18 protein-coding genes are annotated in these 14,845 nt (G+C 69.2%); 12 read left to right on the plus strand and 6 right to left on the minus strand.

Features of this window, described 5'->3' with window-relative positions:
• The 4 genes from KN815_RS16170 to KN815_RS16185 form a co-directional block, all read right to left on the minus strand.
• Positions 1 to 466: hypothetical protein (locus tag KN815_RS16170; RefSeq protein WP_216342625.1), on the minus strand; the 466-nt coding region annotated here is incomplete at its 3' end.
• Positions 467 to 667: 201 nt separating this feature from the next.
• Complete coding sequence (locus KN815_RS16175) at positions 668 to 811, minus strand: hypothetical protein (RefSeq protein ID WP_216342626.1); 144 nt, start codon at positions 809 to 811, stop codon at positions 668 to 670.
• A 250-nt stretch (positions 812 to 1,061) separates the two neighbouring features.
• Positions 1,062 to 1,259: a hypothetical protein gene (locus tag KN815_RS16180; protein ID WP_253209010.1), complete on the minus strand. Its 198-nt coding sequence runs from the start codon at positions 1,257 to 1,259 to the stop codon at positions 1,062 to 1,064.
• The gene (locus KN815_RS16185) at positions 1,241 to 1,711 is read right to left on the minus strand and encodes a hypothetical protein (protein WP_253209011.1); all 471 of its coding nucleotides are present in this window, start codon (positions 1,709 to 1,711) and stop codon (positions 1,241 to 1,243) included. The genes KN815_RS16180 and KN815_RS16185 overlap by 19 nt, the downstream gene beginning before the upstream one ends.
• A 300-nt stretch (positions 1,712 to 2,011) precedes the next feature.
• Between KN815_RS16185 and KN815_RS16190 the strand changes: the two genes are divergently transcribed.
• From KN815_RS16190 to KN815_RS16245, 12 genes are all read left to right on the plus strand, one after another.
• Positions 2,012 to 3,265: an NsdA family TPR-like regulatory protein gene (locus KN815_RS16190; RefSeq protein ID WP_216342627.1), complete on the plus strand. Its 1,254-nt coding sequence runs from the start codon at positions 2,012 to 2,014 to the stop codon at positions 3,263 to 3,265.
• 18 nt (positions 3,266 to 3,283) lie between these two features.
• The gene (locus KN815_RS16195) at positions 3,284 to 3,841 is read left to right on the plus strand and encodes a GNAT family N-acetyltransferase (RefSeq protein WP_216342628.1); all 558 of its coding nucleotides are present in this window, start codon (positions 3,284 to 3,286) and stop codon (positions 3,839 to 3,841) included.
• A gap of 338 nt (positions 3,842 to 4,179) precedes the next feature.
• The gene (locus tag KN815_RS16200) at positions 4,180 to 5,469 is read left to right on the plus strand and encodes a hypothetical protein (RefSeq protein WP_216342629.1); all 1,290 of its coding nucleotides are present in this window, start codon (positions 4,180 to 4,182) and stop codon (positions 5,467 to 5,469) included.
• Positions 5,470 to 5,576: 107 nt separating this feature from the next.
• Positions 5,577 to 5,840, plus strand: coding sequence for a hypothetical protein (locus tag KN815_RS16205; RefSeq protein ID WP_216342630.1), 264 nt, complete (start codon positions 5,577 to 5,579; stop codon positions 5,838 to 5,840).
• A gap of 1,559 nt (positions 5,841 to 7,399) precedes the next feature.
• A complete protein-coding gene (locus tag KN815_RS16210; RefSeq protein WP_216342631.1) occupies positions 7,400 to 8,125 on the plus strand; it encodes a hypothetical protein in 726 nt (241 codons plus the stop codon).
• A 123-nt stretch (positions 8,126 to 8,248) separates the two neighbouring features.
• On the plus strand, positions 8,249 to 8,656 hold the full coding sequence (locus KN815_RS16215; protein ID WP_216342632.1) for a RapZ C-terminal domain-containing protein: 408 nt from the start codon (positions 8,249 to 8,251) through the stop codon (positions 8,654 to 8,656).
• A 292-nt stretch (positions 8,657 to 8,948) separates the two neighbouring features.
• A complete protein-coding gene (locus tag KN815_RS16220) occupies positions 8,949 to 9,536 on the plus strand; it encodes a type II toxin-antitoxin system Phd/YefM family antitoxin (protein WP_216342633.1) in 588 nt (195 codons plus the stop codon).
• Between the two features lie 705 nt (positions 9,537 to 10,241).
• A complete protein-coding gene (locus KN815_RS16225) occupies positions 10,242 to 10,871 on the plus strand; it encodes a hypothetical protein (protein WP_253209012.1) in 630 nt (209 codons plus the stop codon).
• Between the two features lie 80 nt (positions 10,872 to 10,951).
• Positions 10,952 to 11,572, plus strand: coding sequence for a hypothetical protein (locus KN815_RS16230; protein ID WP_216342634.1), 621 nt, complete (start codon positions 10,952 to 10,954; stop codon positions 11,570 to 11,572).
• Positions 11,573 to 11,652: 80 nt separating this feature from the next.
• Complete coding sequence (locus tag KN815_RS16235; protein ID WP_216342635.1) at positions 11,653 to 11,991, plus strand: hypothetical protein; 339 nt, start codon at positions 11,653 to 11,655, stop codon at positions 11,989 to 11,991.
• A 30-nt stretch (positions 11,992 to 12,021) separates the two neighbouring features.
• Positions 12,022 to 12,162, plus strand: a complete 141-nt coding sequence (locus KN815_RS16240; protein WP_216342636.1) for a hypothetical protein — start codon at positions 12,022 to 12,024, stop codon at positions 12,160 to 12,162.
• A gap of 223 nt (positions 12,163 to 12,385) precedes the next feature.
• Positions 12,386 to 13,048 (plus strand): recombinase family protein, encoded by a 663-nt coding sequence (locus KN815_RS16245; RefSeq protein WP_216342637.1) that lies wholly within the window; start codon positions 12,386 to 12,388, stop codon positions 13,046 to 13,048.
• 324 nt (positions 13,049 to 13,372) lie between these two features.
• Here the strand turns inward: KN815_RS16245 and KN815_RS16250 are convergent, their stop codons facing one another.
• Together KN815_RS16250 and KN815_RS16255 are read right to left on the minus strand one after the other, a co-directional pair.
• Positions 13,373 to 13,795, minus strand: coding sequence for a type II toxin-antitoxin system VapC family toxin (locus tag KN815_RS16250; RefSeq protein WP_216342638.1), 423 nt, complete (start codon positions 13,793 to 13,795; stop codon positions 13,373 to 13,375).
• 13 nt (positions 13,796 to 13,808) lie between these two features.
• Entirely contained in the window at positions 13,809 to 14,015 is a 207-nt protein-coding gene (locus KN815_RS16255) for a hypothetical protein (protein WP_216342639.1), read from the minus strand.
• Between the last annotated feature and the right edge of the window lie 830 nt (positions 14,016 to 14,845).

Raw genomic sequence — 14,845 nt, forward strand, 5'->3', positions numbered from 1 at the left:
CTCGCTCCGACTCGCCCAGGACGAGCCCGGCCCCGACCAGCCCTCGCTCGCGCAGCTCCCGCAACGGCTCCTCGGAGACGCGCCATGCCGTTGTCCGCAACCTCTTGACCAGCTCTGATGGGAGTTTGTAGTTCCGTTGGGACAGGGAGACACCCAGGTTGGGACCGGGCCAGCGGCCGGAGAGCGCGAGTTCCTCCTCCTCCACCTCGGTCAGCGGCCGCCAAGGGCCGGCCAGGTCCGGCTCGGCCAGGCGCTGCTCGACCGCCTGGGCCACCACGGTCTCCAGGCTCGGCCACTCCTCCGGCCGCATCCGCGCGACGATGATCCGGGCCTCTCGGCGAGTTTTTCCCTCCCGTTCCAGTGCCCTGATAGTGGCTGCTTCTTCCATTCGCTGTCGCTTTTTCAGCAGGTCCAGGCGCCCCGCTTGGTAGGCGTAGATCATGACGGTTACGGGCAGCTTCTCCATGCCTCATAGATTAATGGAGATCCATTGATCAGCGGCGCGATGTCCGATTTTTCCCCTGGCGAGCCGACGACGCCACGGTGCCGGGCGCCACGGACATGGCAGAGCCCCCAGCCGGGTCGGCGACCGGCTGGGGGCTCCGTGCGCCCGCGCCCACGGGGGAGGCGGCGAGCGGTCGGGGTGGGCCGCCGGCGGCCCACCGGGCTATGGGTCCGGGGTGCCCGCGATGCAGAGGTAGACCGCGAGCACGAGCAGCGCGGGGATCGCGGTGAGCAGCAGGCCCAGCCGGGCGGCGCGGAAGGCGAGCAGCCCGGCACGTACTGCGGGTGACTGTTGACGGTGCCTCATCCGGGGCCTCCCGGATTCCGTTGCCTCTCCCGGCGGGGTGGGGGTGGCTGCTCGGGCCGTACGTGCTTGCACTGGTCTTGCAGCACGCCTGTCACCGTGGGGTACCGGACGGTGTTGCACGCCGTGCACATCGCTGCCCAGGGGGTGCTTGCGAGGCCCGGATACGGGATGAGGGGCCGGTATCCGGCATCTCGCAGGATCTGTTCGGCTCTGGCTGCCCGCTCGGCGGGGGTGGTCTTGCGGTGGCCCATCATGCGTCGCCCCCTGACCGGGCCTGACGCGCGGCCTCCTCGTAGGCGCGCAGCAGATGCTCGCCGGTCTCGCACCTGACGCCGGGCGTCCGGCAGGACAGACAGCCCGCGGCGTGCTGGATGGCTGCGCGCCACGCCTCGTCGGCGAGTGGGGCGTTGGTCTCCTCGGCGGCGCTCGTCATCGGCGTACCCCCCACGGCTCCCCATCCTTGGCCAGGGCGGCGAAGTAGGTGCCGTACAGGTCGTCGGGGTTGGTCAGGACGGACAAATTCGGGGCGCCGATCCACGATCGTCCTTGTTGGGTGCTGGGAACGACGACCCTCGTGTGCGGCACCAGGAGCGTCTCGCCGTCGCCCAGCACGGTGGAGCCGACCAAATCCCAGCCGTCCGCCGTGTGGACAGGAACGGGCACCTCAACGGCCAGGTGTGCGTACAGCACCGGCCCGAGGGGCAACCCCATCTTTTGCAGCATCCGGATGGCGGCCCACCCGGCGGGCTGCTCCAGGCGTACGACATCCCACGCCTTGCCCACGGGGAGCTCGGCCAGTCCGCCGTTTTCCCAGGCGAGGAACACCTCGCTGACGTTGCCTCCCGAGTCCCGGATCCACCGGGCGAGGCTCGCCTCGGGGAGCGGCTTTTGGACGGTCACGGCGCGCTCCGCTCGTGGGTGGGATGGCTCAGCACGGTGCATAACACCGCGGCGGCGGGGCCAGGGGCGGCGGTCTTCTCCTGCGTGCTCGCTCTGATCATCAGCGCCTCAGCGGATGTATCGGGGTGGTGCCCCGCCGTGCCCCTCAGGGCGGTGGGTGCGCGGCGGGGCCGTACAGCTACCCAACTGCCTTCCGGCGACAGGGGCTTAGGGGGTCGGCGGAGAGGCTGGTCGCGGCGGGTAGGAGGATTTGACCTTCTTTTACCTAACAGTGAGTGCCGTTTCCCCTACCGTGCGGTCATGGACACCGCGCGGAACGAGGCGCTTGACGAGTGGCTGAAAGCGCACGAGCACAGCTCCAACTCCTTTGCCCGGCGCATGAATACGGCAGTCGAACAGATCACCGGCACGCTGGGGACGTACGACGGCCGCACGGTGCGGGAGTGGCGAGCCGGGCGGGTCGGATGGCCCAATGCAGTGACCCGGGCAGCGCTGACGGCCGTCACTGGACTGGACCCCATCGAACTAGGGTTCATTCCCCGGGGCCGTACACAGCCCCAGGAGCCCCGGGAGGATCCTTTGCTCCGCCGTACCTTCGTCGCCTCCGTCCCCGCCGCCGCGGTGACCGCAGCGGCCCCCGCCGCCGCACGTCCCACTGTCGGCACCAGCGATGTCCAGCGATTCCGCCGGCATCTGGCTGACCTGTGGGAGCGGGACGACCAGGAGGGCGGGGGCCCCGACCTGGAGCGGCGAGCACTGGCGCTCGCCACCGCGACCGACGAGCTACAGCGAACCGGCAGCGCCACCAGCCGCGTGCGCTCCCGCCTGTACGCCCTCGGCGCGACGTTCACCGCCACTGCCATGTGGGCCGCTGTCGACTCCCGCGGCCTCGACCGCGCGCAGCGGCACATGGAACGGGCGATCACCCTTGCCGGGCTCTCCGGTGACGGGCAGGTGCAACACCAGATCTGGCGGTATGCCTCCATGCTTGCCGGGCAGCAGGCACGGTGGGTTGACGCCGTAGCCGCGAGCGAGGCCGCCATGGCAGCCAGCGCGCACCGCCGCGACCCGCTATACGCCTCGCTGTCCCATGCCCGCCTCGCGCTGGCCCTGCCCGGAACGGGAGACCCAGCCCGCGCAGCGCGCGCCCTGGGCCGCGCACAGGCGGCGTACGAGCGGGCCAACCTGGGCGAATGGCGCCCCGCGAGCATGCGGTTCTACACCCGCGGCGAACTCGACGGCCTCGTCGGCATCACCCATCTGCGACTTGGGCAGGCGGACCGGGCGGAATATCACCTCCACCGCTGCATCGCCGCCCTCCGCCCGGACCAGCACCGAAACCGCGCCCTCTACACGATGCACGCCGCGTTCGCCCAGCTCGACCAGGGGGAGGCAGAAGCTGCCTGTGCCACCGCCGGCGGCGTGATCCCCCCGCCCGGGTCCACCAGCGCGGGCCGCATCCCGCATCTCCTGACCACCTTCACCAACAGGCTTCATGCCATAGCGCCGGACGCGGCCGTCACCCGAGAGTGGAACGCCCGCACCGTCGCCTGACCACGTAGGGAACCCGCTATGACGACCACCCCCGCAGTGGAGCTCCGCCGCTACGGCGTCGACCAGCTCGACACCATCCGGTCGACCCTGACCGAGATCTACGCCGAGGTCTACGCCGACCGCCTCTCAGACCCGTTTTTCTCGGTCGCCCGCTTCGAGGAACGGTTGGAACGCCATGTCTCGCGGCCGGGGTGGGAGGTCGTCATGGGCTACGACTCAGACACCCCCGTCGGCTACGCCTATGCCTCCCCGCTCCCGGAGCGGACTCGCTGGTGGGCCACCATGCTCGAACCCCTGCCGGAGCAGATGACCGACGAAACCGGCGGCAGGCGCACCCTCGCTCTGTTCGAGCTGATGGTCCGCACCCCATGGCGGAAAACCGGTACCGCCCACCGCGTCCACGAAGAACTGCTGTCCGGACGCCCAGAGGAGCGCGTGACGCTCATGGTGGAACCGACCCACCCAAAGGTCAAAGCCCTGTACGAGACATGGGGATACGAGCACATCGGAGATCAGCAGCCATTCCCCGACGCCCCCGTCTACGCAACGATGCTCCGCACCCTGCACGCCGTGTAACCCGCCGGCAGCCAGGCCAGCGGATACGGTGCATATGTGCAGATAGACGGGGAACAGCACGACCCGGCCCCGGAATCCCAGCTCGGACATCACGTCACGGCTTTCAGGCGCCGACCTGCGGAAACCATCCCAGGGGCCCGGGGATCCCCGGGCCCTCACGGGAGGCCCCCGCTCGCATTTCCCCGTGCACATGGGGAAAACGTGGCGTGATCCAGGGACACGCGGAGCTGCGCGCCACACGGCAGCCGGACGTCGAAGAACCACTCCCAGCACGACGACGCGCCGCCTCGGCCACGAACTCGACAAGCGGCAGCCATGCCAGCAGATACGGTGCGTGGGTGCAGATCAACGGGGTGGAGCAGGACGGCCCCGGGACCGCGCTGCTGCTGACAGCCGTTCCCGCGGGCAGGGGAAAGCTGATGGACACGAGCAGCGTCGTCCCAGCGCTCGCCGCCGTGACGCCGAGCGCGTGGACCGGCACCCCGGCCACCACGCTCATCGAGCTGATCGACCCCACGGACCCTCAAGCGGTCCTGACGCGCATCCAGTTCGCGGCCGCGACCGCGGACCCGCTCACGATCGTGCTGGTCGGCCAGCTACAGCTCGACCGCCGACAGCACGGCATCCACTTCGCGCTCGCCCGGTCCACGCCGACGACCCTCCGCTACACCGGCCTGCCGTGGTCGTGGTTTGTCCAGCAGTTGCAGCAGCGCCGCCCCGGGACCACCACCATCTATGCGGACCTGGTCGCCGACGCCGACGTGTGGAAGCTGCTGGACGACGAGCCCCTCGATCTCGGCCATGCCCGAGCGTTCGGCATCATCGCCCCGCCTCCGGACCGCCGGCAGCCCGTCCAGCCCCGGTACACCCACGCCCTGGCCCAGACCTTGCGCACCGGGCACCGGCCCCGCGCCGAGGAGCTGCACCACGAGGCCCTCCGCCGCATCGACACCCAGGGCACGCTCGTCCTCGACCCCGAGCACGCCGCGGCCGCCTCCAACACCGCGATCGAGGCCCGGAAACCGGCCCCACAGGCCCCCGCACAGGCCCCCGCCTACCTGCCGCCCCTGCCGTCCAAGACGCTGCCGCCACAGCCGCAGCGGGCCGTCTCGCCCGTCTATGTGCCCAGTACCGCCGTGGTGCCCATCGTGGACGACCCGCACCAGCGGATCGCGGCTGCCGCGCAGGCCGGCCGCCACCGCGAGGCCGCGCAACTGGCGGCCGCCGCCGAGCAACACGTGCGGCAGTTGTTCGGCCCCGGCACCTATCCGGCCGTCCACTGGCTCGAGGTCCGCGCCTACCTCGCATCCGCCGCCCAGGAGGCGGCCGTCAGTTGCGAGTTGTGGCTCTCGGCCGCCGAGGCCCGGATCGAGACTCTGCAACAGGAACACGACACGCCCGACGTCGAGGCCGCCGTCAACGGTGCCCACCACCAGTGGCAGCGCATACCCGACGCCGACAGTGCCCGCCAACTGGCCCCCCGACTCGTCGCGCTCCGCCACCGAGTGCCCGGCCGTCAACGCGGCGCGCTGGACGCCATCCAAAAGAGACTGGACCAGTTGAACAGCTCGTCAGCCGGACAGGCAGCGCCCCGAACTGCGCTCCGTCCCCGGGAAGCGCAGAAATAATCGCCAGTCCCGCAAGATTTTTTGAGCAACACGCCGATCTGGCTATGTACATGAATCGATCACGTGGCATGATCGGGATCATGGCCAGGACCTATGGAAGTCGAGACGTGCGAGAGCGGAAGTACGAACCGCCCACGCCTGTCACTGCGTCAAAGGGCCTGGTGCGTCTCTCGCCCCTCGTTCCCCCGGATGTTCACGCCACGGCGTTCGAGAACGCCAAGGCCATGGGGGTGTCGATGGGCAAGTACATCACCGAGCTGATCCGCAGGGACCAGGTCGACGCGAACGGCGTCCCCCTGTGGGCGCACGAGGCCCGGGAACCAAACCCCGCCCAGGCGGAGTTGCCGGTGAACGAGGCCGAAACGAGCTAGACCCGCAAGACTCCGGGAACGCCAAGAAGCCCCTGGCTTACCACCAAGGGCTGGCGTGCTCGGCGGACATCAGAGTACTTCCGGCTACCAACCGCTCTGAACGTCCTTCGCAAAACCGTCAGGCGACCGACCAGCCGTCTGACAGACCACCACCGTCCGATCAGCCCGACCGCCGGGTTACCAGCCCCGCGACACAACACAGAACAGGAGGTGACGCCCCTCAGGAGAAGACCCAAGACCAGGCCCGCCGGTTGGCGTCGGCCCGTTTCGCAGGAGGCCCTTCTGGGTGGAGGGTCCGGCTTTTTGTTGTCTTGTAGCCCCCGGAGGAGGTACCGCTCATCGTAGCGGACAGCCGCTGCGCTGGCATCGGAGTCCGACGTGTCGCGTTCGTCTCACCACGCCGACATGTCGACTCCGGTCCGGCGCAAGCCGACACACCGGCACGATCCCCGCCCCGTCCTGGTTGACCCAGTCGCAGCAGGACGCGGCCCGCCACAGGTGGCGCGGGATCGTGACAGCACCCATGGGAGACCGGCCCCTGGAAACCGGCCCGAGTTGCCCAGCGCGTGGCGAGCGCAGGGAGTCCGGAAACAGCCCGCGGTAGAGAACGGTCCGCGTCACCAAGACCGACCCCGGCCAGAGCCACCGGGAGAGTTAGGCAGAGGTAGCTCACCCCGTCCCCTGATGGGAGGGAGAGCGCTGTAGACGCTAAATGGTGAATCGAGCAGGAGCTGAGGCCGGCCTTGCCCCGGGAGTGATTCCGTGGCGAACAAGGTGGACCCGAGCCGGTGGGCGCGCAGAGCGCCCGGACACGCGACCTCCCAGCGCTGCCTGCATATCCCGGTCCCAGGGCGCGAGTAATCCCCGCATGCCTGATCGAAAGCATCCATACCTGCTATGGGCGTACCGGAGAACCCAGTTCTTCAACCGATCCCCTCCTAGTGAGACGGCAGAAACCCCAAGGGGATCTCTCTGTCGTTTCACTAGGGGGGGTCTCCGCTCCACCCAAGCCTGAGCACCCGGAGCATCGCGGAGGGTGCGCGGGTGGAGCCCAACAAGACTGCCGCGCTTCGCGCGTCCAAGCCTTTAACCCCGGCCGAAGGCCGGGAAAAGGAACGCGCGAAGCTCCTTATTCCGCGCTGTGGGGCCCGATCCGGCCCAGCCCCACCGAAGTTGAGGCTGGCTCTCAAGAGAGCCGGATCGGGCCCCACAGCTTGTTCTGCCTGAGCGAAGCGAAGTCCTTTAGGCCCGAACATACGTTCCCTCTTCGGTCAGTCGGACAACTGCCTTGACCACCCCCGGACCTCAGCCGTCTGTCAGGAACTTGGAACGCCCGTCGTCACTGATGGAAGTGGCTCCATTACGCTTCGGGCCAGCCGTCGAATTTCAGGAGGCCCAGCCAATGCCTGTGAAAGACGGGTGCCAGAACTGCGGGGCGCCTCAGGAGCAGAAGGACCGGTTCGGGATCTGTCAGAGGTGTGGGGCCCGCTGGCGCCGTTGAGGCTGTGGCCGCGCCGGTACGGTGGGCCGGGAACCGGAGGCACAGCGGAGGGGAACACATGGCACTGGCCGTACAGATGAGCCCGGAGGTCGAGGCAGCCCTCGGCCCGCAGATGGCCATGCAGGCCCGCGCCGTCACCGAAGGCACATGCATCGAGTGCCGCCAACTCCTCGACGACCAGCCGGTCAACGTCGTGCTCGGCCAAAGCGACGTGGCAACCGCCGGCGGTATCTGGTTCGTCCACGCCCGCTGTGCGCCCTCCCGGATCATCCCGCTGAACGCCGAGGCCACGGCCGCGCTCGTCGAGCCCGAGGACGGGCTCGACATGACGATGACCGCGGGCATCGTGGACAACACACCCGTGCTCATCGCGCGCATGGTGATGACACCGCTGACCGACTCCGGGACCCACGGCGCCGAGCCGCGCAGCATCTACATGCAGGCCCTGCTGGAGAACGGCTTCCACCTGGTCACCGCCGAGCTGGACGCCCCGCCCCTGCCCGAGTGGGTGGCAGTCTTCCAGCCCCACGGGCGCGACCTACAGCTCATCATCCTGACCCCGACCGGGGAGCGGTTCTTCCACGGCACGTTCGGCAAAGTGGCCGGGTGGGTCAAGGCCGTGCTCGCCGAGCGCCAGGTCCTCATCCTCGGTGGCGATATCGGCGGCAGCCGGGACGCCGACCCGGACGAGCAGCGCCAGGCCCTGGCCGCCGCCGCAGCAGAGGGGAAGCTGGCCGGCGCCCGCGTCGCGTGCGGCCGCCCCGCGGACTTCGGCCTGGCGTAGCCGCCGGAACAGGGGCCCCAAGGGCGGTCACCAGACCCCGTTTCCGACGCCCCTCCGAAAGAGGCAACGGGCAACCCGTCGTAGTACGGGGTCCGTGCCGGAGTTGGCCGCCACAGTAGGGCCATGCCTCAGTTACGCATCGTCAGCTTCGGCTACGGGCACAGCAAGCCCCGGCCGACCTGTGACCTCATGCTCGACGCCCGCCACCTCACCGACCCCTACCTCGACCCCGCTCTACGCGACCTCGACGCCCGCGACCCGCGCGTGCAGCGGGCCGTGATGCGCACGCCCGGCGCCCGCGCCCTGCTCTCCACCATCGTCACCGCCGGGTACGGTCTGCTCGCCCTGGCCGCCGACGAGCAGACCGTGACCATCGCGGTCGGGTGTGGGGGAGGTCGCCACCGCGCACCTGTACTTGCTGCCCAAGCCGCCGCTCAGATGGACCACCTTGGCGACCTGCGGGTCCAGGCCGTCCACCGCGACCTCGACGAGGAGCTGTTGCCCGCCGGCGCGGGCGACGCCGCGGCGTAGGCACCGGCTCAAAACAGGGCCGTGTGTCGGCGGTAGCCCGGCGGGTGCCCCTGACCCCGGAATCCCGGGAACCCGCAGGCCAGCGTGTGCTGATGTGGCGCGCGGGGCGCCGGGCTACCGCCTTCACTCGCTGCCGCTCGCTCAGTTGGTCTTGGGACTGGCGGGCATTCGCCGTCGTGGTTGCTCCGGGCCGTGGTTGCTGTCAGATGCTCGGCCACGGCCACCATCGTGGTGTGCTTCTCAGGGTTGCTGTAGATCGGCACGCTGACAGAGTTGTGTACACAATGACCCCATGCAGGAGAAGGGAGTCCGCGAAGCGCGGGCAGAGCTGTCCGAGCTGCTGGCGGCCGCCGCCCGGGGTGAAGGCACGGTCATCACCCGACACGGCCGGCCGCTTGCGGCACTGCTGCCGCCCGCGGCCGCCGAGGTGTGGCAGGCTCACCAGCGCTGCCAGGCCGAGCAGGCCCGGCGCCAGGCCGCAGCCGACGAGCAGCGCGCCCGCCGTGACGCGTGGGAGAGCGAACTCGTCCACCCCACAGCCGCCGTGGTCCGCTACCACGGCGACCCGGCCAGCGACGATCCGCTGTACCTGCGCGAGGCCGACCAGATCCCCCGGCCCCGGCGCGAGCTCCGCGACCTGGTCGCGCAGATGCGTCCCGACTACCGGTCGTGGATGGTCGAAGCGTGGTACGAGGACGACCCCCGCCGACCCAGCCCCGACTCGGCCCGCTTCCGCAACACCGCCCGCCACCGCTACGACTGGCAGGACCTCGGCACGGCCAACGTGCTGCATCTCCTCGACGCCGAGGGCACCACCCTGGCCAGCACCGAGTACGACGGCCCCGTGTGGATGCCCGGCGACCCGGACGCCGACGAGTAGGCGACACTGGACCGGCCCGGCGGCGCGACGACGTCCGGCCGATGCTGCCGCCGCCGGGTCTCACGGACCGCCGCTGTGACCCGGTGCCTGTCCACTCGTTGACCCTGGTGAGGTCGAAGCGCTCTGGCGGCTGCAGAGCATCGACCGTCAGACGATGCTCTACCCGTCCGCCGTTCAGCCAGGTCAGGACGGATGGCATCGACTGTTGGCGCCACTGGGCTCCTCTCCCCGGAGAGCCTCGAAACCGGCGGGGGGAGGAGCCTTGGCGTCTGTCAGGGCTTTCGCTTCCTATAACTCCACCCCGTGGCGGGACAGTGGTTGGCGTGTTCAAAAAGGGCGTGCAGCAGGGCGGGCGGAAGAATGCCCCGTATGACGACGTTTGTGCGTTGCCTCGAAGGATGCGACGCCTCAGGGCGGGGGGAGGGTCTGGCGGCCACGCTCTGCAGGCGCTGTGACGGGCCTCTCTGTGTGCTGTGCCGTCGTATCCCGGTGGAGGAGGTCGGCTTCCAATGCGACATCTGCTACGACGGGTCTTGGCCCGGTGAGTTGGAGTGCGGGCATGACCCTGACGGGGGCGACTGTGACTACGACTGTGCTCGATTTGCGCGAAGCAGCGCAGGCTTCTAGGCCCAGGGGCCACGGGCTCCGAGTCGAAGACAACCTGAGTTGTCGACAACTTAGGTTGTCGCACTCTAAAGTGATGGGATGACGACCGACGACTCGATGGGCCCGCTGATCGACGCCTTCCTCACCCAGCGGTTCGCCCCCGCGTGGACCGATCCCACCGACCAGCAGGTCGAACAGCTCCGCGAGCGCGTATGCGATGCCGCCATCGCGCTCGTACGCGACATTTCCCCGCGCGAGGCACACCTGCGCACCCTCTCGCCCAACGTGGCCGAGACCCTCGCAACATCGAACAGCGAGACATCTGACTGGAACCTCGCGATACTCCGCGCCCTGCGCCAGATCATCGAGGAGGTCGGGCACCTGGCCGACGAGTACGCGAGCGAGGCCGGGATGGCCGGCGCCAACTACCCCGACCTCGGCAAGGCGTGGGGCGTGAGCCGCCAGGCCGCCCGCAAGCGCTGGCCCGGAGTGGTCAGCTCCCTCAATCCCGACGCCTACCGCGGCCGCGAGCCCGTCCACTTCCGGGCGTACGGCGGCGAGGCCCAGGTGAGCTTCCACCCGCAGGAGGGCGGTTGGTGGTGGATCGCGACGGCCGCCAACGGCCAGAATGCCGAAGCTCCCGAAGACGTCACGTACGACACGAGCGAAGAGGCGAGCGCGACCGCCGGCGCCTTCCTCGCCACCAACGCCGTTCAGACGACAGCCTGACGGACGCCCCAGATCATCAGCCCTGCGAGGGATGGCCCGGTGAACTGCGCCGGGCCCCACCACCCTGAAAGGGGCGTCCCATGCCCGATTTCTCCAGCCTCAGCCGCCAGGAACAGCGGGAAACGCGAGAAACCACAGACCACCTCGCCAACTTCGGCATCTTCGTCAGCGTGTCGCAAGTGGCCGTAGCCGAGAAGGACCTCAGCGCCTGGCGCGGCGGACGCCTCCCCAGTGCGCTCCTGTGTGTGCGGCACGGATGGGACCTGAGCCGTCTACACCCCGAGTACGCCGAACACGACAAGTTCGGCCGCGTCGTCTACCTGCCCGAAGCCACCTACACCGAAGCCGCCACGATCGCCCGTCAGCGCACCGAGAGGGGGGAGCACACACTCCTCGGGTACAAGCTGCGCGACGGTGTGAGGCACCTGCCCATCGTCACCGTGACACGCCGCTCCCGTACCCCGGTCGAGCAACTGCTCACCAGGGGGTACCAGTTCGAAAACCTGCCCGGTCTCCGCATGGCCGAGGTCCCGCTCAATCGGCCACACCACCCGGACCGCGGCATCCCCTGTGCCCTGTGCGACGTATACGGAGCGCAGCGTCTGCGCCGTGACCAGCGCGACCGTCCCGCCCTCGTATGCGATGACTGCGCCGCCGACACCGACACGAGCGCCCTCATGTGGCCCATGCACCTGGACTGAGCCGGATCAGATAGGGGGGCTGGAGTGGGGCGTCAACGTAGTCGTTGACAATCCCGGCCGTCAACGGCTACGTTGACAATGTGAGTGCTGAAGAGGACCGCCTCGACCGTCTGCTGAAAATCAACGACGACCCGCTGGCCCACAAATTTGAAGCGGCTCGCCTTTACGCGGCCCAAGTGGAGGACGAGGGTACTGTCCGCCCCGGAACGGCCGTCCTCGTGCTGCGAATGCTGGGCGCTGTGCGCGAGGAGTGCGATCACGCTGAGGTCCGTATGACTGAGGCCCTGATGGATGCAGGTCTGTCATGGGAAGACGTCGGGCGGGCGACCGGCCGTTCGAGCAAGCAGGCCGCGCAGCAGCGCTACCGCCGACTGGGGGGCACGAGGACGTGGCCCACCCGCCGACGAGGACAAGACTGACCACCTCATCTAACCCAAGGAGTCCGAATCATGAATGACCAGACCGGTGGCTTCGTCACCACCGAGAAGACCGACGACGGCCAGGGCACGACCACCGTCATCGTCACCGGCGAGGGTGCGACCGCCCACCCCTGCCCCGGCGGCCTCACCGAAGACGAGCTGCTGGACTGACCGGAGCCCGTCACCGATCGACGACCTGACGGCCGCCGACGCGACGAGCCTGCCCCGAGACGACCGCGGGCAGGCTCGTCCGTGTTCGACGTCAAAAAACCATCCATATTTGACGAATCCCGGAGACGCGAGCGAAGCGCCACTGAGGATCGTCAAAAACGCCGTCAAAAACCGACCGTCGTCAAGATTCCCCCAACACCGTTTTCTGGCATGATCCGAGGCCATGAACGAGCCCTCGGAGCCCTCTGACTTCCTCACGCCCTCCCCGCTGGTTCTCACCGAGATCCGGATCGGGTACGCCCGGGTCTCCACGAAGGGGCAGAACCTCGACCGGCAGATCGACGCGCTGAGGCAGGCCGGGTGTCGGCGAATCTTCGCAGACAAGAAGTCGGGGAAGAACGCCCAGCGCCCGGAGTTGAAAGCATGCCACGCGTTCCTGCAAGAAGGGGACACGCTCGTTGTCCCCTCCCTTGACCGTTACGGCCGCTCCCTCCAGGACCTGGTGAACATGGTCGCCGAGCTCCGCACCCGAGGCATCGGTTTCCAGAGTCTCCACGAGGCGCTGGACACCACCACGCCCGGCGGTCGGCTCGTCTTCCACGTGTTCGCCGCTCTGGCCGAGTTCATCCGCGAGTTGATCGTGCAAGGCACCCACGAGGGCCTGGCCGCCGCTCGCGCTCGCGGCCGGGTCGGCGGCCGCCCCACCGTCGTCAACGACGACTTGCTCCGTATGGCTCGGGACATGCTGCCGAACCCGGACAACAGCGTGGCCAGCATCGCCCGCATCCTGGGCGTCTCGGTCGGCACCCTCTACAACCACATCCCAGACCTCCAGGAACTGCGGGCAAGCCGCCTCCCCCGCCAGGTCGAAGCCCCCGCGCGATAGCCCAGACCCCCCCGCCCCGAGGAGCCGGAGCTGACGCCGGTCGGCGACAGTCGCGAGCAGACCCGTACCCCCGCCTCGCTCGTGCCTCACGAGGACGGATCAGCGTGGGGGTACGGCCGTATCACGGACGTCGAAACAGCAGTACACCCAAAAGGTGCGATGACCAGGGGAAACAGCCAGACCCGTACCCCCGCTGCGCGGAAGAAGGGGAGGGGTACGGGTGCCCTGCGGGCCCTCGCTTCGCTCGGCCTCTCCGCTGCGCTTGAGAGACGCCTCATCTGCGGTCGGATTTCTATAACCACCGCAGGTCAGATGGCGTAGCAGCTACGCCGGGTAGAGCGTGAAGGCTTCCCCGCGCTTCGTCCTGACCACCGTGAAATGGCGCCTGTCGAGCGTGGCGACGCGCAGCGTCTTGACCCGCTCGGCGACTGCGACGACGGACGCGTCCGTGCCGCCGAGCGGCAGGGACGCGTACTGGCGGACCAGGGCGCCCATGCGTTGCAGGTCCTCCGGCATCAGGCCCGTGACCGTGCCGAACGCGCCCGCCGCCAGGTCGTCCAGGAACAACGCCTCAGCCGCGGGGCCGCCGAACCGCTCGGTCAGGTAGCAGGCTTCCGCCACGACGGTGGCGGGGACGACCAGGTCCCGGCGGGTGGGGAGGGAGTCCAGCCAGGCCCGGCACTTCGCGTGCGCGGAATCGTGCGGACTGGCGAGGGCAACCAGCGGCCCCGTATCGACGACGATCACCCGCCGGATTCTGTCACTGGCCGAAGCCCCCGGCGAGGTAGTCGTCAACGCGGGACGACAGGTCCGCCGGCGCCTCGGTCAGCACACCGATCGAGCGCGGGTACGGAGGCTCGGCGACGCCGCCCGCGGGGACGTACTGGCTCAGCGCGGCCGCGGCCTCGTCCAGCGTCTCCGGGCGGAGCTGGTCGACCAGGCGGTACAGGTCATCGCGCGTCGTCATGCACCCAGGATGACACGTGGGGTGTCAATCGGTAGTGGTCGCGCTGCTCCGGCACAGAAGGTGAGAGTCACGACCATGCGGGGCTCCGCCCCACACCCCGGCCCTCTCTCGGAGGGGGCCAGGGGACGCGTGGCGATCTCGCGGTGCGTGGAGTGGTCAGGTGGTGGGGTCGCGGTGCGGCCCCCTCCTCGACCGGGCCCCCGAGGGGAGTGCAGCCCACCACGGGGCGCAAGGCCAGGCCGCTCCGCGGTCGCCTCCGGCGAGCCTTGCACCCCGCAGCGGCCCGCACTGCGCAAGCGCTGCCCGACCGAGGAGGGAACCACCCCGCTCGGCCCGACTTCTACGGCGGCCGCCGTCAAGGCGCTCGCCCTCTCATTCGCGGTCGGATTTTTAGAACTTCCGCAGGCCAGATGGGGCGGCAGCGGTGGGCGGTTTACATGGCGGGCCGTCTGCCGGATGCCGCTCTCGTCGTTGTGCGCGGGGACCAGGCCAGCGGCGAGGGAGGGGAGGCCGGGGCCGGGCCTGCTCGTCGGCACTCCACGCGGTCGAGGGACGGGCGCCGTACCGGCTCCGTCACGGATGCGGGCGCGTGAGCGGACCGTCCGCCAGTCGTGGCCGAGGGGGAGCTGCTGCTGCCGCGTGGTGGTGGCCGGCCGTCGTGGTCGCTCCGCGTCGGCCCGGGTTTCGTCGTGGCGAGGAGCGTGTCGTCGCTCTGGCCGAGCCAGTGTCGATCTTCTCCACCTCCAATCCATTTCATTTCAATCCATCACCGCAATGCATTGTATTGACGAAATGCAATGGAATGCATTAGACTGGAGTCCTTCACAACG

The organism is Streptomyces niphimycinicus (genome assembly GCF_018883605.1).
Classification (GTDB): Bacteria; Actinomycetota; Actinomycetes; order Streptomycetales; family Streptomycetaceae; genus Streptomyces; species Streptomyces niphimycinicus.